The sequence below is a fragment of the Caballeronia sp. KNU42 genome (genome assembly GCF_053760385.1).
In genome coordinates, this window is sequence record NZ_CM132389.1 from 1,469,669 (window position 1) to 1,492,766 (window position 23,098).

Annotated in this window: 7 protein-coding genes; 5 read left to right on the forward strand and 2 right to left on the reverse strand. The window is 62.5% G+C overall.

The features are described from left to right. Window positions 1–619: 619 nt before the first annotated feature. Window positions 620–1,420, reverse strand: coding sequence for a hypothetical protein (locus ACSOSP_RS25825; protein ID WP_455311192.1), 801 nt, complete (start codon window positions 1,418–1,420; stop codon window positions 620–622). Window positions 1,421–1,592: 172 nt separating this feature from the next. Further along, window positions 1,593–2,189, reverse strand: coding sequence for a nitroreductase family protein (locus ACSOSP_RS25830; protein ID WP_455311194.1), 597 nt, complete (start codon window positions 2,187–2,189; stop codon window positions 1,593–1,595). A gap of 265 nt (window positions 2,190–2,454) precedes the next feature. On the opposite strand from ACSOSP_RS25830, the gene ACSOSP_RS25835 reads away from it, so the two are divergent. The 5 genes from ACSOSP_RS25835 (at window position 2,455) to ACSOSP_RS25855 (ending at window position 23,090) form a co-directional block, all read left to right on the forward strand. Next, window positions 2,455–2,679, forward strand: coding sequence for an MbtH family protein (locus ACSOSP_RS25835; protein WP_031357774.1), 225 nt, complete (start codon window positions 2,455–2,457; stop codon window positions 2,677–2,679). A 12-nt stretch (window positions 2,680–2,691) separates the two neighbouring features. Further along, the gene (locus ACSOSP_RS25840; RefSeq protein ID WP_455311196.1) at window positions 2,692–3,531 is read left to right on the forward strand and encodes a thioesterase II family protein; all 840 of its coding nucleotides are present in this window, start codon (window positions 2,692–2,694) and stop codon (window positions 3,529–3,531) included. After that, a complete protein-coding gene (locus tag ACSOSP_RS25845; protein WP_455311198.1) occupies window positions 3,528–4,964 on the forward strand; it encodes a peptide synthetase in 1,437 nt (478 codons plus the stop codon). The genes ACSOSP_RS25840 and ACSOSP_RS25845 overlap by 4 nt, the downstream gene beginning before the upstream one ends. Before the next feature lie 220 nt (window positions 4,965–5,184). Continuing rightward, window positions 5,185–16,440, forward strand: coding sequence for an amino acid adenylation domain-containing protein (locus ACSOSP_RS25850; protein ID WP_455311200.1), 11,256 nt, complete (start codon window positions 5,185–5,187; stop codon window positions 16,438–16,440). Continuing rightward, complete coding sequence (locus ACSOSP_RS25855; RefSeq protein WP_455311202.1) at window positions 16,437–23,090, forward strand: amino acid adenylation domain-containing protein; 6,654 nt, start codon at window positions 16,437–16,439, stop codon at window positions 23,088–23,090. Before ACSOSP_RS25850 ends, ACSOSP_RS25855 begins: the two co-directional genes overlap by 4 nt. Window positions 23,091–23,098 lie beyond the last annotated feature (8 nt).

Sequence of the window (23,098 nt, forward strand, 5' to 3'; positions counted from 1 at the left end):
TGCCAGTCGCAAATGGATCGGTTCGACCAAAGCATTTGCAATGCCGCTGAGCCGTCTATTGTATTGCGTGGATAGCGGACAAACCATGCTCGACCTGCGAGCGTAGCAATCAAGACGCACAAATCGTTCCCGGGGGTTGCGATCATGGCCGGCTGTGCCGTGATCGAGCTTGAAATGTGTGTTCGCGCTTAATGGGTCCTTACGGCGGGTCTCTCGGAAGTTTGCCGATGCGATTCGACGTACGTACAAATTCGGTGGATGGTTGTCCGCGGATAGCGCGGGGTGTACCTTTGGCAGGTTCAGTCACTGGTGGCGAAGCGTGTGGGTATCGGTGTTCGGAGAAGGAGGGTTTCACACATCCGTCGCTCTTGCGAGCACCGTGCTTTTGGGGTGCCAAAAACGTGGAAACTGCACGCTGGGTCAACTTATGAGCCCGCGTTTTGAAAGCGTTTTCTTTGCTTCGTTTCTTTGTCGCTTTGGACAAAGAAATGACGCGCCGCCACGCGCAGTGGCTAATAGTGCTAAAGAAATTAGGCTACCTAAGTAGACCACTAGCGCTGAAAGCAGCAACCCGGCATCGACTCCGACCACCAACCCCGTCTCCCAGAGCGACCCAAAATCAACCCTCATTCCGCTTACTCCACCCAAAAGCAAAGATAGTGCTTAGCGGCACAGCGCTGCATACCGACGCGCAGAGTTGCCCGGGCATGGGCAAATCAAAGACATACCAAGGCGCCGCCTCAGAAACTCCAACCGAAGCCGGAGCGGCTCCCCCAATCGCGCCGTTTAAATGATCGATAGCATTGCGATGCCCAGCGGCGCTAACCAAACTATTATCTCGCGCCCGCTGCTTGCTAAAGAGCAAACCATCCGACGTCGCTAAAACCCCGCTCGACATCGACGCAACCTCACCAGACGCCATCTTGTACAAAGGCAACGCCGTCCCCAAGCCCAAATAACCAGCACTGATACCAAGCATGATCCAGACACCGGCATAGGCTATATCGGCGCATAAAACGACCTCCCCACTGGCGTCTTGCACGAACATCCGCCCCTTGGAGTCATCACGCAATTCAACCGCATCTGGCTGGCATCCAAGCATCCGGGCAACAGCCAACCGCAACACCGCGCGGCTCGATATAAACCTATATCGCAGCGCAGGACTGGGCAACAAAGCCGCGCGCCGGGTTTCGTCCTGCGTTAGCCACTGCGCTGAATCCTGCGCACTCACGCGTTGCCATTGACTGCGAAACCGGAACACAAAGATCTCACCGGGGGCTGGTGTGCATGGACTGAGCGAAAGCGTTTCGTTCATGCGAAGCGGCACGAACTGCGGCTGGATCGGCGTATCGAGATCATCGATAAAATCCCGCCGCGATGTCTGCGTCAATGAGCGCTCAGTCAATAAACCGGTGGGCATGGTAAATACCGTTTCAGAGCGAGAGGGCATGCGCCGAAAGTCCGCACGCGAGAACGCCGGAGCGATCCGTCGAACCACCAGGCGTTCCTCTCAAGCCGATGAGGGATAGGAGCACGAATCAAAATGGCGTCGATGCCGCCGTTCCTTTCGCACCCCTTCTGTCTGCCGCCACTCAGGCGCAGGCTTCGAGCCATTCAGTCACGTAGCGGTCGCTGGAGGGACGTTCCACCGCGCGCACGCCATCGGCTGGCGTGCCGACAAACAAGAATCCGAGCAAACGATCGCGCTCGGTGAGCCCAAGCGCGCGATGCATTTGCTGCTCATAGCTATCCGCTCCGGTCGCCCAGAAGCCCCCAAAACCGAGCGCATGAATAGCGTTGAGCATGTTCATGGCTGCGGCCCCAACGCACAGCAACTGCTCGACTTCAGGCACCTTCGTCTCGCGTGTCAGCGACACCACGAGCGCGATCACAACAGGCGCCGCCAACGCACGTCGGCCGCGATGTTCATGCGCCGAACGCGGCTCTCCCGGAGCTCGAGCGCAAGCGAGATCGACGAGCAGCTCGCCGAGTTTCAGCCGCGCGTCGCCGCGAATCAGCACAAAGCGCCACGGCCGCAACGCGCCGTGATCGGGGGCGCGCAGGGCGGCATCGAAAATCTGCTGAAGCTGGGAATCATCGGGCGCGGGTTCGGCTAGCGGCCAGTGCGACTGGCGTGTCATCAGCATGTTCAGGGCGTCGGCGCCGACGCCGGGGTTCATCGTTTCCATAGCAAGGTCCGGGCTTTCTCAAGGGATCCATGATCGCGAAAAATTGGCCGTATTGCAAATGATTCTCAATAACGTGATTTTGTCATGGCAGATGCTTATGCTTCGGTCCTGTTAAGTGCTGTTAACAATTGTTGAAGCTTTGCGGCGCTGACCCCTGCTGCCGCCACGCCGCCAGACCGGGTGACAAACAGGATGACAAACGATCTTTACATCGGATGATCAAAACTGTAATAATAGTCATTCTCATTCGCGTTAAGGAGATTCCATGAGCTGGGGCGACGAAAACACGACCTACAACGTTGTGATGAACCACGAGGAACAGTATTCAATCTGGCCGGACTACAAGGCGCTGCCCGCAGGTTGGACTGCTGTGGGCAAGACCGGCAAGAAGGACGACTGCCTTGCATACATCGACGCGGTGTGGACCGACATGCGTCCGCTCAGCCTGCGTCAGGCAATGGCGGCCGATGCCGGCGCCAAAGCGGCCTGAGACAGGTTGCGGATGAACGTCACGCTGATCTGTCTGCCGTTCGCCGGAGCAAGTGCGGCCGTGTATCGGGAGTGGGGTGCGTTGCTGCCATCGTGGATACGCCTTCGCGCCCTCGACCTTCCGGGCCACGGCGCGAAACGCGCGCAGCCTGCGCTGCAGTGCTGGCCCGATGTGGCGGACGCCCTGGGACGCGAAGCCTTGCGGGCGATCGACGGACCTTTCGCGATCTTCGGTTACAGCATGGGCGCGCTGGCCGGCCTCGAACTGGCGCACTGGTTGTACCGCACTCATGGCCTCATGCCCGTATGGTTCGGTGCGGCGGCGTGCGCGGCGCCGTCCTGCCGGACGCTCGACGCGACCTGGCTGGATTGCACCGACGAGGCAATGGTCGATGAATTGCGGCGTCTCGGCGCAACGCCCGAAGAACTGCTCGACGATCGTGGATTCCTCGATCTTGCGCTGCCCGTGCTTCGCGCGGACTTCCATCTGTGCGCGACGTACGTTCGCCCCAGCAACGCGTTGCGTGCGCCGCTCACTTGCCCATTGATGGCGCTCGTCGGCCGGGACGATACGTTGTCCGAACAACCAGAAAACCTGTCGGCATGGACACACGAGACGTCGGGGCGCTTCACTCAGCGCGTGTTCGACGGCGGCCATTTTTTCATCGATACAGCGCGGGCCGAATTGATCGACGCGATCGTGGCATCGCTGGCGGCAACGTTACCGCATGCAGCCTCCGCGAATCCGCTTCGTCAGGCGAGCGTCGCGCACTTGTGCGCCTCAAGCGCAGTTTCTCGCACTGCATCCACTGATTCCGCCGGCGCGTCCGGTCCAAGGGGCATTCATTCATGACGTTTTCTTATCCTGCACTGTTCGACTTCGAACCCTTTGCCGGACGAAGCGAAGAGTTCGTGGCGCTGATCAGGCAGTTCGCGGCCGCGCATCCGTTTCGCAGCGCCACTGTCGATGAATTGCTGCTCGACGACGACTACCATCGCCGGCCGTTGCGCCCGGAAGATTTCGAATTCCTCAAGTTCATGAAGCCGGTGCGCGCGGGCAATGTCAGCCGCCTTCCGTCGCTGGCGTCGAACCGCACGCTGCTGTCGATCTACGAGCTGGACGTCGCACGCATGCCGCACGGCGGCGAAGCCGCGGACTGGCAACGCTTCACGGAGTTTTATCGTGACGACGTCAGGACGCTGGGTGCACAACTGGCCCCATTCCTCGAAGCTTATGCGTTCTCCTATCTGGGCAGTGCGTCAACGGCGGGAGAAAGCGTGGCGGCTGCGAGTGCGCGGCTTGCACGCATCATCGACGATGAAAGCACCTTCTGGGATGCAACGTTTGCGCGCCTGATGCGCAACGACTATCTGGAAGAAGGGCTGCGTTTCATCATGGTCCAGCGCTGGGCGCTCGCGCCGTCGAAGCGGCGTGCGGTGGCACGAGCGGCAGCGAACGGTTATTTCGATGCATTGCCGCAGGACGCGTGGCCAACATTAGAAGGTGACCTTCCCGACGACACCTTGTTGCAACGCATAGCCGCGACTTGCGGCGTGACACGCCAGCAGCACGCGTACTGGCAGTTCTATTTGCCGACAAGCATGGCCAAAACCAATCTGCTGTATGCGCTCGCCCGGCGTCCGGATCGCGCATTCGCGCTGACCGGCGCGGCGTTTGCGGCCGAAGCGGAGTGGCTGGCTTTCGGTCTCGCACTCGAGCGTGCATGCGCCTGGCTGCAGCCCGCGGGCCGGCGACCCGGCGAAGCCGAAGCGCGCAAGGCCGCATTGGCCGGCCGTTTCGCAACCGCGCTGCAAACCATGGCAGACCGCTTTGGGCGTGCCGCGTTCGAGCAATGCGTATCGGGTGCGGCAGCGGGCGAACGCCTGGCGGAGCGCGGCCGTTGGGATCTCGGCGAGCAATTGCAATGGCTAGGTGCGATCCCTCAATACTGCGAGTTCGCGCGCCGCATCAGCAAGCGGATTGATGCCGAGTGCCCTGACATTGACCGCGAGACGTTCATCGAGCCGCATGAAATGTGTTCGACGACGCATGTCCATAACGACCATCGGCTGGTCACGATTCAGGAAGGCGACATGCTGTTCTGGGGCAACGTCGGCATGCAACTCAAGATGCATGAAGGCGACATGGTCCTGATACCCGACGGCCGCCTGCATGGCTCGACGGTGGTGTCGGATGAGTGCACGTACCACCAGCCGATCATTCCTGATGACTGGGTGCAGGCGCTGGTCGCCGAGCTGGACGTGAAGGCGCCGGCGGCACACTAGCCGCACCGACTAGCATCAAGCGGAGTGCGCTGCACTTCGCTGTCCAGGCGCCTCGCTCGAAGGCGCCGGTTCTCCCCACACAAGACACGGATATGACAAGCGCCCATGACAGGGCCGGTATCGGCTCGCCCGCCGATTGTGTCGCACTGCGCGCGGCATAAGCGTGGCATACGCGCGTCAGGGCGAAGCCGGGTGCGAAATTGGGCGACGAACGACAGGAATGAAGATGCTGACAAACGAAGAAACGACGCAGCAAAATCCCGCCAAGCCGGCGAAATCGATTGATGGTCAGGGTTCGTTGGGCTCATCCGGCAGCACGCCCGAGTTCGATGCGAGCGACTGGAAGAGCCGAATCATCGCGGGCCGCCTGATCGGCGCCGAGGTCGATCTGCCCGAGTGGCTGGACAGAGCCTATGAGACCTTGCGCGAGCAGGTGATGCATCCGGCCTATCCGTGCTTCTTTGGTACGACGGCGGAACGGCGCGGCGAGATGTTCTACTCGTTCGTCAGCGGGAAGGCCAAGGACATCCGCGACCTGCCCGCGACCATGCAGACGTTCGCGGAACTCGCTTCGCTGCCGCAGTATCGAAAGAACAATATCGCAGTGTTCTTCGAGCCTGACGTGGATCCACTTTCACACGATGAGTATCACGAACTATTCTGGAAGACGCTCCAGCACCTTCATGATGTCGACCCCGATCCGGCTGCGGACCAGCAACCCGAGCCGTCGCATGAAGAATGGGAATTTTCGTTTGCCGGCGTGCAGATGTTCGTGGTCTGCGCGTGTCCCTCGTTCAAGCTGCGTCACAGCCGCAATCTCGGCCCGGGCATGGTGCTGTTGTTCCAGCCGCGCAGCGTGTTTGTCGATACGATCACGAACAAGGTCATCGGCCGCGAGGCTCGCAACCAGGTTCGCAAGCGCCTGGAGACCTGGGACGAAACGCCGGCGCATCCCGACCTGGGCTTTTACGGCGATGCCGGCAATCTCGAGTGGAAGCAGTATTTCCTCGACGACCATAACGTTGCCGCGCAGGATGCCTGTCCATTCCTGAAGCGGCAGGCTCGCAAGAACATGCCGCCGGCTGTCGTGCCTGAGGCGGTTGCCGTACCTGCTCCGCAAGACGCAAAGCCCGCGGCAGGCGGCCTGCATGCCGTCGCGCAAACATACGCGAGTTTGCCGCCGGAAAAACGCGCGGCATTTCGTATGCGTCTGCGTGAACGCGGTATGTCGGGCGAGCAGTTGCCCATCGTTGCGCTCGGGGGACGTTCAGCGCGTTTTCCGTTATCGCCCGCGCAGGAGCGGTTGTGGTTCCTGTGGCAACTCGATCCGGATGATGTGAGCTACAACCTGTCGGGCGCGCTGAGGCTTGAAGGTACGCTGCAGATCGACAAGCTGCGCGCGGCGCTCGCTCACGTCGTGCAACGGCATGAAGCATTGCGCACGCGTTTTGTGGAAACCGATGGGCAGGCGTGGCAGGTCGTGGGCGAAGCTGCCTACGGCTGGACTGATATCGATTCAGCAGGTGCGAGTCCGCTCGAAGGACGCTTGCAAGCACTCTCGCTGCAACCGTTCGACCTCACGCGCGGGCCGCTCCTGCGCGTCGCGCTGCTGCACGACGCGAGCGGGTCGCACGTGCTGCATGTGTCCATGCATCACATCATCTCCGACCACGCGTCGGTCAAGCTGTTGCTCGATGAGTTCGTCGCGGCCTACGAACAGCTATGCAACGCAGCGGCTCTAATAGCCGAGCCGTTGCCTGTGCAGTACGGCGACTACGCCGCGTGGCAGAAGGAATGGTCGGGCGATAACGAGAACGACCCGCACCTTGCTTATTGGGTGAAGCAACTGGGCGGGACGCAGCCCGTGCTCGAACTGCCGGTCGTGAAGAGCCGTGCGAGCGCGCAGACCACGCGCAACGCTCGCGGTGCGCGCGTCAGCGTCACGCTGGACGCAGCGCAAGCCCGGTCGCTCAAACAGGCGGCGGCCGATCATCACACGACCCTGTTCACGCTGCTGCTCTCGGCCTATGCGGTCTTGCTCGCGCGTTATAGCGGTCAGAAGGACCTGCGCATCGGCGTACCGGTTGCAGGACGCAACCGGCTGGAAACGGAACGGGTAATCGGCTTCTTCGTCAACACGCTGGTGATCCGGGCAGACCTCACCGGCGTTGCATCGTTCGGGAGTTTGCTTGGCCAGCTTCATGAGCGCGTGCTCGAAGCGCATCGTCACGATGCATTGCCGTTCGCCCAACTTGTCGAGGCGTTGCAACCTGAACGCAGCATCGGGCAGACGCCGTTGTTCCGGGTGATGTTCAATCACACGCGTGGGCAGCATACGGACATCAGCGTGGCGGGACTGCGCGTGTCGGAAGTGGCGAACGACGTACCGACAGCACGCTTCGACCTGGTGCTGAATGCCGTCGAGCGCGACGATGAGCTGCGGTTGTCGTTCAACTATCTGGCGGACCTGTTCGACGAAGCCATCGTCAAGCAGATACTTGAGCACTACGTCGAGATCCTGGGGCAAGTGAGCGCAGCAGAGGACCAACCGCTGGCGCAGATTGCACTGAGCCAAAACGGCACGCATGGCGCGACGGACCGGCCCGTGGCAAGCGCGGCATTCGAACCGGTCGGTCCGCGGTTTAGCCGGCAGGCGGTGAAACATCCGCTGGCGCCTGCGTTGCATTGTGAGGGCGAGCGCCTTTCTTATGGCGAACTCGAGCGCTGGACGAATCGTATTGCACGCCGCTTGAACCGCCTGGGCGTTCGTCCCGATGAATGCATTGGCCTGTGCGTGGAACGTTCGACCGCGCTGGCCGCGGGTGTGCTCGGCGTGCTGAAATCGGGCGCCGCATTCGTGCCGCTCGATCCGGCTTATCCCCTCGAACGACTCGCCGCGATGCTCGACGATGCCGGTATCGTGCGAGTGCTGGTCGACCAGACGGGGCTTGAGCGTCTGGGCGAATTGCTGCGCGGCCGCGAGCCGATTCATGTGGCCGATGACCGGCCGCTGCAACGCGACGCCGAAGCAGACACCGCGTTCGCCGCGCCGCTTCATCCGGAGCAGCTCGCCTATGTGATCTACACCTCGGGTTCTACGGGCCGTCCAAAGGGCGTGGCGATCAACCATGGGACCCTGAGCCAGCATCTGGACGACTTCATCGGCACGTATCGCATTGGTGCGGCCGACAAGGTGCTGCAATCATCGACGATCAACTTCGATGTCGCCCTGCACGAGCTCTTGCCCGCACTGTTGAGCGGCGGTCAGGTCGAGATGCGCGGCCCGCAGCTTTGGGACCCTGAGACCACGAGCTGTCATCTGATCGAGGAGAAGGTGACGTTCGCGCGCATCCCGACGGCGTACTGGCAGCAATGGTTGCGGGAGCCGCCGCCGGCCGCGTCGTTGGCCGCACTGCGGCAGATCACCGTGGGCGGTGAAGGATTGCCTGGCGATGCATTACGGCAATGGCGCAACGGTCCCCTTGGGTCTATCCGGCTCGACAACCTGTACGGTCCGACCGAAACGACCATCGCCTGCATGTATCGCGAGACCCGCGCTCAGGACGAGGTGCAGGCGATCGTATCGATTGGCGGTCCTTATCCGTCGCGCTCGGTGTACGTCTGCGATGCCGATGGTAACGAGGCGCCGGCCGGTGCGCTGGGCGAGTTGTGCATCGGCGGGTATACGCTGGCGCGCGGTTATCTCGGGCGCGCAGGGCTGACTGCCGAGCGTTTTATTCCCGATCCGAGCGGTCCGTCAGGTAGCCGGCTTTATCGGACCGGCGATCTGTGCCGCCGTCGTGTGGACGGCAGCATCGACTTCCTCGGGCGGATCGACAGCCAGGTGAAACTGCGCGGTTACCGCATCGAACTGGGCGAGATCGAGGCGGTGCTGCGCGAAGCGCCCGGCGTGCAGGCGGCAGCAGCCGCGTTGCGCGGCGAGGGCGATGCGAAGCGGCTCGTGGGCTACGTGGTCGGCGACGCAGATGACGCTACTGTGCGCCGTATCCTGCAGAGCCGTCTGCCGGGTTATATGGTGCCGTCGGCGCTGGTGTGGATGGACCACCTGCCGCTGATGCAGAACGGCAAGGTGGATCGGGCGGCATTGCCTGAACCGGGAGTGGAAGCGGCACGCCAGCGGATGGCGCCGCGTTCGGAGCTGGAAGCGGCGTTGCTCGCGATCTGGCAGTCGGTGCTGGGCCGTGACGGGTTGAGCATGACCGACAACTTCTTCGAGATCGGCGGTCACTCGTTGCTGCTGATGCGGGTGGCCTCGCGCATTCGTCAGGAGCTCGGCCGCGATGTCTCGCTGCAGACGCTGTTCCTGCACCCCGTGCTTGAAAGTCTGGCGGCGGAGCTGGCGCTGAGCGAGGCGCGTGCGGTAGATGTCATTTCGCGGCGCGAGCAAAAGGCACGCATTCCGCTGACGCATGAGCAGGAGCGTTTGTGGTTCTTATGGAAGCTCGAACCAGAAAGCGCCGCTTACACCATCACCGGCGCCGTCAACCTGAGCGGTGCGCTCGACCGGAAAGCGATACGCGTTTCGCTGGATCGCTTGCTCGAGCGGCATGAAAGCTTGCGTACGCGTTTTGTCGAAGAGGATGGCCAGCCGTGGCAAGTAGTCGATAACGCGGCGCGCGATGACTCAAATGGGCTCTATGGCTGGCAAGAGGAAAGCGTATCCGATCCGGACGAACTCGATGCGCGCTTGCTTGAATTGGGCCATGAGCCTTTCGATCTCGAACATGGACCGATGCTGCGAGTCACGCTGCTGGAACGTGCGCAGGACGAGACCGTCCTGCATTTTGCGATGCCGCACGTGGTATCGGATGCGTGGTCGCAAGTCATCTTGCTGCGTGAGTTCTCGCAACTGTATCGCGCGGCGAGCTGCAACGAAGCGGCCGATCTGACGCCGATGCCGATCCAGTACGGGGACTATGCGTTATGGCAGCGCAGCCCACGGAACGAAGCCGCGCTCGAAACCAGCTACACGTACTGGCAGCGCGAACTCGGCGGCGAACAACCGTTGCTGGCGTTGCCTGTCGACCGGGTATGTCATGGGGCGCGCAGCAGTGCGGGTGCGGTCGTTAGCAGATCGCTCGGTGCTGAGTTGACCGATGCACTCGAACAACGCTCCCGCGAGCATGGCGCCACGCGTTTCATGACCCTGCTTGCGGCCTTTGGGACGCTGCTGCAAGGTTACAGCGCACAGGACGACGTTCGTGTGGGTATCCCGGTAGCCGGCCGCGACCGATTGGAGACAGAGCCGTTAATAGGCTTCTTCGTCAACACGCTGGTTATCCGCATGGCGTCGCGCCGTACTGAACCGTTCAGCGCATTGCTGGCCGAGGTGAGGGACCGGATGGCGGGCGCACAGTCTCATGCCGGCGTGCCGTTTGCAAAGCTGGTTGAACTGCTGCAGCCACAACGCAGCATCAGCCACACGCCGCTGTTCCAGGCGATGTTCAATTACAGCGCAGAGCCGCGCTCGCAAGTTGAACTGCCGGGTATCGAAGTGAGTACGCTCGCGGGCGGCACGGGAACGGTGCAGTTCGACCTGTCGCTGGATGTATCGGTTAATGACGACGGGCTCAGGGTCGCACTGAGCTACGCGACTGATCTCTTCGACCCGGCGACGGCTACCCGGCTGCTCGACAGTTACGTAGCGGTGCTGGAGACCATCGCAAGTCAGCCGGACACGCGCGCAGTGCCGCTGCTGGGAGATCGCGAGCAGCAGCAACTCCTCGCGTGGGGCCGCAACGACCAGACGTTTGCGCATGCAGTGCCGGTGCACCACTTGTTCGAACGTCAGGCGATGACGACCCCGGATGCGACTGCGCTGGTGTTCGGGAACCAGACGCTCAACTACCGCGAACTCGACGAACGCGCGAATCGGCTGGCGCACAAACTGGTGCGGCTGGGTGTGCGGCCTGAGGTGAAGGTCGGTATCGGGTTGGAGCGTTCCGTCGAGATGGTGGTCGGCTTGCTGGCCGTATTGAAGGCGGGCGGCGCCTACGTGCCGCTTGACCCGCAGTATCCGGCGGATCGTCTGACGTACATGGTGGCCCATAGCGGCGTGCGCTTGTTGCTGACGCAAAGAGCCGTGACGCAGCGCTTCGGCGCGAGCAGTCAGACCCTGCCGACGCTGGCACTCGACGCGCTCAATCTTGACGATGAACCGTCGTACAAGCCGCACGTGGATGCGCACGGACACAACCTGGCCTATGTCATCTATACGTCCGGTTCCACCGGACAGCCCAAGGGCGTGATGGTTCATCACCACGCACTCAGCCACTTCATTCACAGCATGCAGGCAAAGCCCGGCCTGGCTGCGGACGACGTGCTGGTCGCGGTGACCTCGCTTTCGTTCGATATTGCCGCGCTCGAGTTGTACCTGCCGCTTGTCGCCGGTGCGCGGATTGTCCTGGCTACGCGAGAGGTGGCTCGGGACGGAGCGGCGCTTGCACGACTGGTGCAGGACGCGAAGGCGACGGTGTTGCAGTCGACCCCTGCCGGCTGGCGCTTGCTGCGGGCAGGCGGCTGGCCGCAGGCGCCGCTCGTGCGCTTCAAAGGATTGTGCGGAGGCGAGGCATTGCAGCCGGATCTGGCGCGCGACCTGAACGAACAGGGCGTCGAACTGTGGAACATGTACGGACCGACCGAGACGACGATCTGGTCGACGGCCGGGCGCGTGCAGGACGCTACGCCGGTTCTGGGCAGTCCGATTGCGGGCACCCGGCTTTACGTCCTCGATTCGAGCATGGCGCTCGTACCGCCCAACGTGCCGGGCGAGTTGTATCTCGGCGGAGTGGGACTGGCGCGTGGGTATATCGGGCAGGGCGGACTGACATCGGAGCGATTCGTGGCGGACCCGTTCGACGGTAATGGCGCGCGCTTGTATCGGACTGGCGATCTCGTCAAGTGGCGGGGCGACGGCCGCCTTGAGTATCTGGGGCGTATCGACCATCAGGTGAAGATCCGGGGCTTTCGTATTGAACTGGGCGAAGTCGAGGCGCAATTGCTGGCGCAGCCGGAGGTGCGCGAAGCGGTGGTCGTGGCGCACGAGGGTCGACTGGTGGCTTATGTTTCGCGCCTGGCCGCGCAGACAGTCGATGCAGCCGCGCTCGCCGGCCAGCTGAGAGAGAAGCTGACCATGGTGTTGCCGGAGTACATGGTGCCGGGTCTTGTCGTGATTCTGGACAACCTGCCGCTGAACACGAATGGCAAGGTCGACCGCCGCGCGCTGCCGCCGCCTGCTCAGACGGAGAGAATCTGGGAAGCGCCGAGGGGTGATATAGAAGCCGTGCTCGCTGGCGTCTGGCAGAACGTGCTGCGCGTAGAGCGTATCGGCCGTCACGATAACTTCTTCGACATGGGTGGGCAGTCGTTGTTGGCATTGCGCGCGGTAGCCGCGCTGCGTGAAGCGTGGCGCGTTGAGTTGCCGGTGCAGAAGTTGTTCGCCTACCCGGTGCTGGCGGATCTGGCGCGTGCGATAGAGAGGGACACGCTGGTCACGGTGCACGGGGGGATCTCCACAAGACCAGGAGGAATGCTAAATATACCGTTGTCACCGGCACAGGAACGGTTGTGGTTTTTCTCGCGCCTCAGTCCGCAGAGTCCGGCGTACAACATTGCGGGCGCGGTGAAACTGGAAGGCGCGCTTGAGCGCGACATACTGCGCAAAGCGGTCTCGGCCCTCGTCACGCGTCACGAAAGCCTGCGCACGCGTTTCGTTGAAGTCGATGGTGTGGCGACGCAGCAAGTCGGTGTGGTCGAGCCGGTTTGGTCGGTGCTCGATCTTGAAGACGTCCCGCAGGAAAGCCGCGCCAGGCGCGTGGCCGACACCGTGCATGCGATCTCGCGCGCGCCTTTTGCCCTGGAAGAAGGGCCGCTGTTTCGTGTCACGCTGATCCGGCTTGGCGACTGCGAACACGTGCTTCATTTCGTGACGCATCACATCATCTCGGATGCATGGTCGAACCGGATCATCCTCGACGAGTTCTCGCGTCTTTATACGGCGATCCGCCAGGGCCGAGCGCATCAACTTGCACCGTTGCCGGTCCAGTACGCCGACTACGCGCTCTGGCAAAACGATGCGCAACGGCAAGCACGCGCCGATACCGAGCTAGCGTTTTGGCGCGAGCGGCTTGGTGGCGAACTGACGGTGCTTGAGTTGCCGTTCGACCGCTCGCCGCCGGCGTCGCGCAATCAGGCGGGGGCGCGGGTCGATGTCAGGCTCGAAGCGCCTGTCATTGACGCAGTGCGAGCGCTGTCCCGACGGCATGAGGCGACGCCGTTCACGGTGTTGCTGGCGGCCTTCGATGTCCTGCTTGCGCGCTATAGCGGACAAGCCGATATCCGCGTGGGCGTGCCCGTTGCAGGACGAGACCGTCTCGAGACGCAGTCACTGGTGGGCTTCTTCGTGAACACGCTGGTGATTCGCACGGAGATGACTGGGCTCGATACCGTCGACACGCTGCTGCGCCACGTCCGAGACCGCGTGCTCGAAGCGCAGGCGCATCAGGAGGTACCGTTCGCCCGCGTTGTCGATGCGCTCAATCCTGGCCGAAGCCTGACGCAGACACCGCTCTTCAGCGTCATGTTCAACTACGACCATGGCACGGAGGGCGAAGGGCTCAGCTTGCCGGGCCTGCGGGTCTCGCCGATTGAAACATCGACCGGTACGGCGCGTTTTGATCTTGTGCTGTCGGTTCGTGAACGGCATGACGGGATCACGGTTTCGTTGAACTATGCCCGCGATGTTTTCGACGCTGAGACTGTCGAACGCATGCTGCGCCACTACGTCTCGCTGCTGGAGCAGATCGCGACGAAGGACCATGCGTATCTGGCTGAACTCGTGCTCGATGCTGAAGAGAGCGAACCTGCGCTCAGCAATCACGCGTTCGTGCCGGCCGGCGAACGCATCGCTGGGCGGGCACGGCGCCAGCCTCAGGCGCCCGCGGTGCATTGCGCAGGTGCGCGCCTGTCCTACGGTGAACTCGACCTATGGTCGAACCGCATTGCACGAGCGATGCATGCGCGAGGGATGGGTTCGGAGACGCGCGTGGGACTGTGCCTGACGCGCTCGGTGGGGCTGGTCGCGGCGGTTGTCGGCGTGCTTCGCTCGGGCGCGGCTTTTGTACCGCTCGATCCGGCTTATCCGGCAGAGCGTTTGCGCAGCATGATGGATGACGCGCAACTATCGTGCGTACTTGCCGATGCTGACACGCTCGAAAGCTGCGGGACGCTCTTCGAAGGCCGCGAGGTCATCGATATAAACACGCTCGATACATCGCCCGGCGATCCGCTCGATGTCTCCATTCATTCCGAGCAACTGGCCTATGTCATCTACACATCGGGCTCTACGGGGCGGCCCAAAGGCGTGGCGATCAGTCATGTTGCGCTGAGCCGCCATCTCGACGATTTCATCGGCACATATGGGATCGATGCAGCCGACGTCCAGTTGCAATCGTCGACGATCAACTTCGACGTGGCGCTGCACGAAATGCTGCCCGCGCTGATGCAGGGCGGTCAGGTCGAGATGCGTGGCCCGCAGCTATGGGACATCCAGGCGACCAGCCGCCACTTGAAGGACGGCGGCGTCACGTTCGCACGGATTCCAACCGCGTACTGGCAGCAATGGCTGCGCACGCCGCCGCCTTTGGAAGACCTCGCTTCGTTGCGGCAAATCACCGTCGGCGGCGAGGGCCTTCCCGGCGATGCACTTGCGCAGTGGCGCAACGGGCCGCTCGCCCGTATCAGGCTCGACAACTTGTACGGCCCGACGGAGACGACGGTGGCGTGCATGTATCGCGAGACGCGCGCGGCGGATACGGCGCAGGCGATCGTATCGATCGGCGAGCCGTACGGGTCGCGAAGTGTCTATGTGATGGACCGGCATGGTAACGAGGCGCCGGTCGGGGCGCTGGGCGAGTTGTGCATAGGAGGCTTGACGCTGGCACGCGGTTATCTGGATCGACCCGGTTTGACGGCCGAACGCTTCGCGCCGGACCCGCGTATGGCGGGGGCACGTTTGTATCGCAGCGGCGATCTTTGCCGACGGCGCGCCGATGGCAGCATCGACTTCCTCGGGCGGCTGGACAGCCAGGTGAAGCTGCGCGGTTTCCGCATTGAACTGGGCGAGATCGAAGCGGTGTTGCGCGAAGCGCCTGGTGTGCAGGCAGCGGTGGCCGCGTTGCGCGATGAAGGCGACGCGAAGCGGATCGTCGGCTACGTGGTGGTAGATCGTGAGCAATTCGACGAAGCAGGCATAGTCGGTGTTCTGGAAAGCCGACTGCCGGGCTACATGGTGCCGTCGGCGCTGGTGCGGCTTGAGCGTTTGCCGCTCATGCAGAACGGCAAGCTCGATCGTGCCGCGCTGCCAGAACCCGTCAACCAGACAAGCGCTGAAAGGACTGCTCCGCGTACGCCACTTGAGACGCAGTTGCTTGGCATCTGGCAGGAAGTGCTTGGACATGATCACCTTGGCGTCACCGATAACTTCTTCGAAGCCGGCGGACATTCGTTGCTCGCGTTGAAGGTGCTCGCCAAGGGCGCTCAGGCCGGCTTGGCGAGCTTGACCCTCGAAGCGTTGTTCCAGCATGCGACGGTTCGCACGCTCGCGGCCTATCTTGGCGCACGCGATGCTAGTGTCGAGCCCGCAGCAAATGTTGTATCGATGAGCGAGCGCACGGACGCGCCGAACGTCTTCGCCATTCATCCAGCTTCGGGGCTGGTCGCGGACTACCGGCCGCTTGCCGAAGCCCTCGATGGGGTTGCGAATGTCTATGGCGTACAGGCGCCGTTCTATACGGAAGACTGGTGGCCCGGTGATTTGTCGGAGCTTGCCGCCGACTACGCCGCGCGTATTCGCACGGTGCAACCGGTCGGGCCGTACCGGTTGATCGGTTGGTCTGTGGGCGGCGTGATCGCGACCGAGGTGGCGCGTGAGTTGTCGCGCGACGGCGGTGAAGTGCCGTTTGTCGGCTTGATCGATGCGCATGTGCTGAAGGCCGAAGACAATCGAGAGACCAGCGATGCAGCGCCGGTGACCCACGAGCAAATGCGCACGTATCGCGCAACCGATCACGAGTTGCAGAAAGTGCTGGACGATGCCGGTAAGAAATGGCCATCGATGCAAGGCGAATTGTCCGATGCCGGTACTCGCGCACTGCTCAGCAAAGTGATGTTGTTCCAGCGGCACCTGGGTCATATCGTCCGCTACACGAAGCGCGCGCCGTTGCCGGTTGACTTGAAATTGTGGTGGGCACGGCACAGGCCTTATCGCCCCGCACACGAAGCGACGGCCATGTGGTCGGCGCATTCGACGGGCTGGGTGTCGGTGGTCAGCGAGATCGATGCGGATCACACACATATCGTGCGGCACAGCGATCTCTTCGATGACCTCGCTCGCGCGCTGGCCTCCGGCGCTTCAGGCGACCACGATCATGACCGTCGGCCGGAGGAACTGTCATGAGCTTGAGTGTGCACGATGAGGCGAGCATGGCGATGCGCCTGCGGTCGCTGGCGCTTGAACGTCCCCGCGCGCTTGCCTTGATTACAATCGACGCCGCGGGTGAAACGCAGTACGACTACGCCGAGCTCGATCGCCGGGCGGTGTGCGTGGCCGCGCACTTCGGTAAGCAAGGGGCGGCGGGTGAGCGCGCGTTGCTTCTGATGGACAGCGGGATCGACTACGTGAGCGCGTTTTTTGGCTGCCTGTATGCGGGGGTCGTCGCCGTCCCGGTCTATCCGCCGGAATCGAAGCGCGAGCAGCATCTGGCGCGCCTACGGGGGATTGCGCAGGACGCGGGCGTGCGTTACGTGCTGACCACCTCCGCGTTGCAAGAGCGCTTTGCGGACCAGTATGGCGAACTGGCGCCTGACGCCGAGATCATCGCGGTGGACACGTTGTGCGCGACCACTGCTCCGGCTGTTTCCCATGCGTACACGCTGCATGACGTACAACCATCCGATATCGCGTTCCTGCAATACACGTCGGGTTCCACGGGAACGCCGAAAGGCGTGATGGTCAGCCACGGCAATCTGATCGCCAACGAAATCGCGATCAAGGCGGGCCTCGGCGTGCAGAGCGACGACGTGTTCGTGAGCTGGCTGCCGCTCTATCACGACATGGGTTTGATCGGCAGTTTGTTGCAGCCGGTCTTCAGCGGCATTCCTCTCGTGCTGATGTCACCGCAATACTTTCTGGAGCGTCCGCTGCGCTGGCTTCAGGCTATCGCGCGGCATCGGGGTACGATTTCCGGCGCACCTGATTTCGCGTATCGATTGTGTGCCGAACGCCTGCGCGACAGCGCGGTCGCGGAACTCGACCTGTCGAGCTGGAGGCTCGCGTTCTCGGGCTCGGAACCCGTGCGACGCGATACGCTCGATGCGTTTGTTGCGCGCTTTGCTCCCGCCGGCTTCGACGCCGCCGCGCTATACGCATGTTACGGCCTTGCCGAAGCAACGCTCTTCGTGACGGGCGGCCGGCGGGGCGCGGGATTGATATCGGCGAGGTTCGAGAGCGATGCTTTGTCTGCGGCTCGCGTGGCCGTCGCGCCGGAGAACGAGCCGGGAACGATACTGGTCGCTTGTGGCTCGCCGCAACCGGGACATGTGATCGAGATCGTCGATCCTGAGAATGGACAGACGCTCGCCGGCGGGCAGATTGGAGAAATCCATGTGAGGGGCCCAAGCGTCGCGCACGGTTATTGGCAACGTGCCGATGCCAGCGCGTCGACGTTTCGTGCAGATGGCGCGACACATTGGCTGCGAACCGGCGACCTGGGTTTCATCCATGACGGGCAACTCTATATCGCCGGCCGCTGCAAGGATTTGATCATCGTGCGGGGTAAGAACCTGTATCCGCAAGATATCGAGCAGGCTGTTGAAGCGCGCTGCGAGTTCGTGCGGAAGGGCCGCGTTATCGCGTTTGCTGCCGATATGGATGGCGCCGAAGGTCCTGCGCTTGCACTCGAAATCGCCCCGATGATGAAAAAGCGCTTCACGGCGGCTGACATCGTGGCCCAGTTGAACCGCTGCGTGTTCGACGCGTGTGGCGACGTTCCTGTAGTGGTCGTGTTGCTTAATCCTGCGGCGTTGCCGAAGACATCGAGCGGGAAGTTGCAGCGCGCGGCGACGCGGCAAGGCTGGCTGGATCGCACGCTTGATGCGTATGCGCTATGGGAGCGTGGTCACTTCCTATGGGGCGCAGCCTCTGGCGAGACGCCGCAGCAGGCTCCGCTTAACGGCCTTGAAAAAGAACTCGCGGCACTATGGAGCGAAGTGCTCGACCTGGAGATCGTGACACGGGACGCACATTTTTTCGCGTCAGGCGGAAGCTCGCTCACGGCCGCACGCCTGGCGGCGCGCATCAGCCAACATTGGCGCCGGCCGTTCGAGATCGGGCAGGTCTTCGAGTTTCCGACACTCGCGGCCATGGCTCAATCGCTGTCTCAGCTACTTGAAAAGCCCGAGTGCGAGTCCGTCGATACCATCCCGTTGGAACGTAGCGACGAGCTCGTTGTATCGCACGCGCAGCAGAGGCAACTGTTCGCGTGGCAGCTCGATCCGCAGAGCCGCGCTTATCACGTCGCTGCCGGCATACGCTTGCGTGGCCAGCTCGACATCGACGCGTTGCGCCGCAGCTTCGACATCCTCGTCGAACGTCACGCCGCGCTGCGTACGAGCTTTGTCGAGGCGCCGGGCTCGGTGCATGTCTATGTGCCGCAAATTCATCCGGCAACACCACTCGACTGGATGCGCGTCGATCTGCTTGATGAAGCGTTCATCGAAGACACCCTGGGCAAGCTCGCGCAACGTTTTGCCGCCGAGCCCTTCGATCTTGCGCAAGGACCCGTGTTGCGCGTGGGCCTCGTACGTTACGCCGACAATGAACACTTGTTGCTGCTGGCGCTGCATCACATTGCCACCGACGGATGGTCGATGCAGATCATCGTCGATGAATTTGCCGCGCACTACCGTGCCGCTGTCACGGGAACGGCGGCCGCGATTGCCGCGCCGCTGGTTGGTTATGCCGATTACGCTGCGTGGCAGCACCGTTGGCTCGATGGTAGCGAAGCGCAGCGCCAGCTCGACTACTGGCGCAACGAACTGGGCGGCGAAGCACCTGCGTTGGCCTTGCCATTCGATCGTTCGCCCGCCGCCGTGAACGGAAGCCGCGCTGCCGCGCGTATGCAGTTCACACTTCCCGCAAACCTCGCCGGCCGGGTCCGCGATGCAGCGCGCCGGCATGGCGCCACGCCGTTCATCGTGCTGCTCGCGGCTTATCACGCGTGGTTGTATCGCGTGACAGGGCAAGCCGATATCCGCACCGGCGTGCCGGTAGCGAATCGCCAACGGCCTGAAACGCACGGTGTTGTCGGCTTTTTCACGAACACCATCGTGCTGCGTAGCGTCTGTACTGCATCGCTGAGCGTATCGGGGCTGCTGGCGGTGCTTCGTCGCGCGGCGATCGAGGGGCAGGTGCATCAGGCACTGCCTTTCGATGTGCTGGTCGAGCGCCTGAACCCGGCGCGCGACGCGCAAGGCCTGCCGCTCTTCGAGACAACGTTCAACTATCTCGCCGATGACTATCCGGCGCTCGAGCGTCTGCCCGGTCTCACTGCATCGCGTTATGACATCGAAGAAGCGCACGTGAAGGTTCCGCTCGCACTCGATCTGCGCGAATCGCGGGAAGGTGGAATGCGTGCTTACCTGACCTACGCGAGCGATCTGTTCGACGCACGGAGCGTCGAGCGAATGGCCGCGCAATATCGACGGGTAGTTGAAGCGTTCGCCGTGGCGTTGCTCTCTGATGATCCTGCTGCGGACTCGGCGCTCGCAGCCCTTGATCTGCTCGATCCTGAAGAGCGGGCGCGTGTAGCAGTCGCGAGCCAAGGAAGCAAAACAAACCCCTCTGGCGAGCCGGTCCATGTCCGCGTCGCGCACCATGCGCGAGCCCAACCGGACATGCCGGCGCTGATCGATGGAGAGAAGCGTCTGAACTATCGCGAACTCGATCAGCGCGCGCAGCGGATCGCATGCTGGTTGCTCGATCACGGACTTCGGGCCGGGCAAGCCGTTGCGATTGTCGCGGACCGCTCGGCGGCGTTTGTCGTTGCGATGCTGGGTGTGTTGAAAGCAGGGGGCGCCTATGTTCCGCTCGACGCGGCGAATCCGCCGCAAAGACTTGAACAGACCTTGCGCGGTTGCGGCGCGCGATTTGTGCTGTGGGAGAAGGAACAGACCGGACTCGCGCTTGATGGTCCGCAGCGGCAAACGACGATCGACCAGGCGCAAGAACACGCGCACGCGTTATCCCGCGAGCTACCGACTGTCGACTCGCGCGAAGCGGCCTACGTGATTTACACATCGGGCTCTAGCGGCACGCCGAAGGGCGTAGTAGTCCCTCACGCCGCAATGAGCAATTACGTGGAAGCGGTGCTTGACCGTCTCGCGTTACCACCGCGTTCGACGTTCGCGATGGTGTCGACGGTGGCTGCCGATCTCGGTCATACCGTATTGTTCGGCGCACTCGTGTCAGGCGGCACGCTGCACCTGATCGACCGCGATACGTCGCTGGATGCCGACCGCTTCGCGCGGTACATGAATGAAAACAGCATAAACGTACTGAAGATTGTTCCGGGACATCTGAGTGCATTACTGCAGGCGCAGAATGCCGCGGATGTCTTGCCCGCTCATACGTTGGTCTTAGGCGGTGAGGCAACAGCGTGGCCGTTGCTCGAAAAGATCCGTTCGCTCAAGCCATCGTGCCGCGTGATCAATCACTATGGCCCGACCGAAACAACCGTCGGAATCCTGACGCAAGACGCGGCGCATGCTGATGCAAGCGCAGCCACGTTGCCCCTCGGCTTGCCGTTAGCCAATATGTCCACATGGGTGCTCGATGCACACATGAACCCCGTCGATGCAGGCGAAATCGGCGAACTGTATCTGGGCGGCGCGGGCGTCGCACGAGGTTATCTGGGACGGCCGGGAATGACGGCGGAGCGCTTCGTTCCTGATCCCTTCGTGGCAGGCGGACGGTTGTATCGCAGCGGCGACCGGGCACGCAGGTTGACCGGCGGTGCGATCGAATATCTGGGTCGTATCGACGATCAGGTCAAGATCCGCGGCTACCGTGTCGAGCCGGGCGAGATCGCAGCGCGGCTGCGTGCGCTCGATAGCGTGCTCGATGCAGCAGTGATCGTCTCGGCTGCAGGGCGCCTGGCCGGTTTCGCAACAGCGAGGCCTGGATGCGACCTCGATACGGCTTTGCTAAAGAAGCAACTAGCAGCCGTCCTGCCGGACTACATGGTGCCGTCCAGTTTGCGCGTGCTTGACGCGTTGCCGCTCAACCGCAACGGCAAGCTGGACCGGCAGGCGCTGGGCGAACTGGCGCGCACGGCGACAAGAACCGGCGGGAGCGTCGGTCGTGTGCCGCAAGGTGCGACCGAAATCACCCTCGCAGCTATCTGGGCCGACTTGCTGGGACTGGCTGAAAAGCCCCATGGAAACAGCATCCTTCGCGACGACAATTTCTTCGCGCTCGGCGGTCATTCGCTCAGCGCTATGCGGATGTTGTCGCGCGTGCGGGCCGCGTGGTCAATCGAGTTGCCGCTGCGCGCTGTGTTCACTGCACCAACGCTGCAGGCGCTCGGTGTATTGATCGATGATCTGTCCTGTAGTGCAGCCGAAGCAGGTAACGAGACGTCTACGATCCGTATTGTCGAGCGGCAGCGGGAGATGCCGCTATCGCTTACGCAGCAGCGCATCTGGGTCGTGGACCAGTTGGCGGGCGGCAACCTCGCGTCGTACAACATGGCCGCGGGGCTGGACCTGCGCGGTGAACTCGATGCGAGCCTGCTGCACGCGAGCCTGTCCGCATTGGTCGAACGCCATGAAGTGCTGCGTTCGTCGTTCGACGAGCGTGACGGCGATCCTGTCCTGACGATCGCGGACCACCTTGATGTGCCAATGCCCCTCGTCGACTGCGGCGCCTTACCCGACGCGCAGCGCAAGCACACCGTCGCTCGCTATCTAGCCGATGCAGCGAACCGTCCATTCGATCTTGCTGTCCCGCCGCTGATGCGCGCGCTGCTCTTGAAGTTCGATATATCGCATCACGTGCTGATTCTCGTGCTGCATCACATCGTGGCGGATGGTGCGTCGGTGCATATCCTTATCGATGAGTTGTGCGCGCAATATCGTGCGAGGCGCTACCTCACAACGACCGTGTTGCCGCGCTTGCCGGTTCAGTACGCCGACTACGCGGCGTGGCAGCGTGAGCAACTGGCGCCGCCGAGATTGCACATCGAACAGGACTTCTGGCGTACGTATCTGGGGAATGCTCCTCATTTCCTGGCCTTGCCCGCTGACCGGCCGCGTCCGCCAATCGCTTCTCACGATGGCGGCACGGTGCGCCTGACTTTGTCTCGCGAGACCGGCGCACGAGTCATGACGCTCGCGAGCGCGAACGGCATGACGCCGTTCGCGGTGCTGCTCGCGAGTTTCCAGTTGTTCCTGCACAAGCTGACGGGCCAGCCCGACCTTCTGATCGGCACCGACGTAGCAGGGCGCGACCGCACCGAGCTCGAAGGGTTGATTGGATTTTTCATCAACGTGTTGCCGGTCCGCTCGCGCATCAGCGCCGATATCTCGAACACGGCGAACTTCAACGCATGGCTCGATACCGCGAAGCATTCCGCCTGGGAAGCGCTTGAACATCGGGCGTTGCCATTCGACCGGATTGTCGATGCGCTTGCTGTTTCGCGCCGGCGCGATGCGAATCCGCTGCTGCAAATGTTGTTCGTACTGCGCGACTTGCCGCGAAAGAACACAAGCGTGCCGGGACTTGCGATCGAACTGCTGCGAGCGCAGACAACCCAATCGAAATTCGACATGGCGCTGTTCGTGGAGCCAGTCGATGGCGGTTTCGAAGTCGAATGGGTCTACGCATCGTCGCTATTCCTGCGGTCCACGGTGGAGCGCTGGTTCGCTTCATGGCGTGACTTGCTTGACCGGGTTTCAAGCGATCCCGATGCACCTCTCGATCTCGCCCCGTCGCTTCCCGACTACACCGCCGCCGTGCCGCGAGACGTACCGGAAGCCATTTCGCAATGAACGAGAGC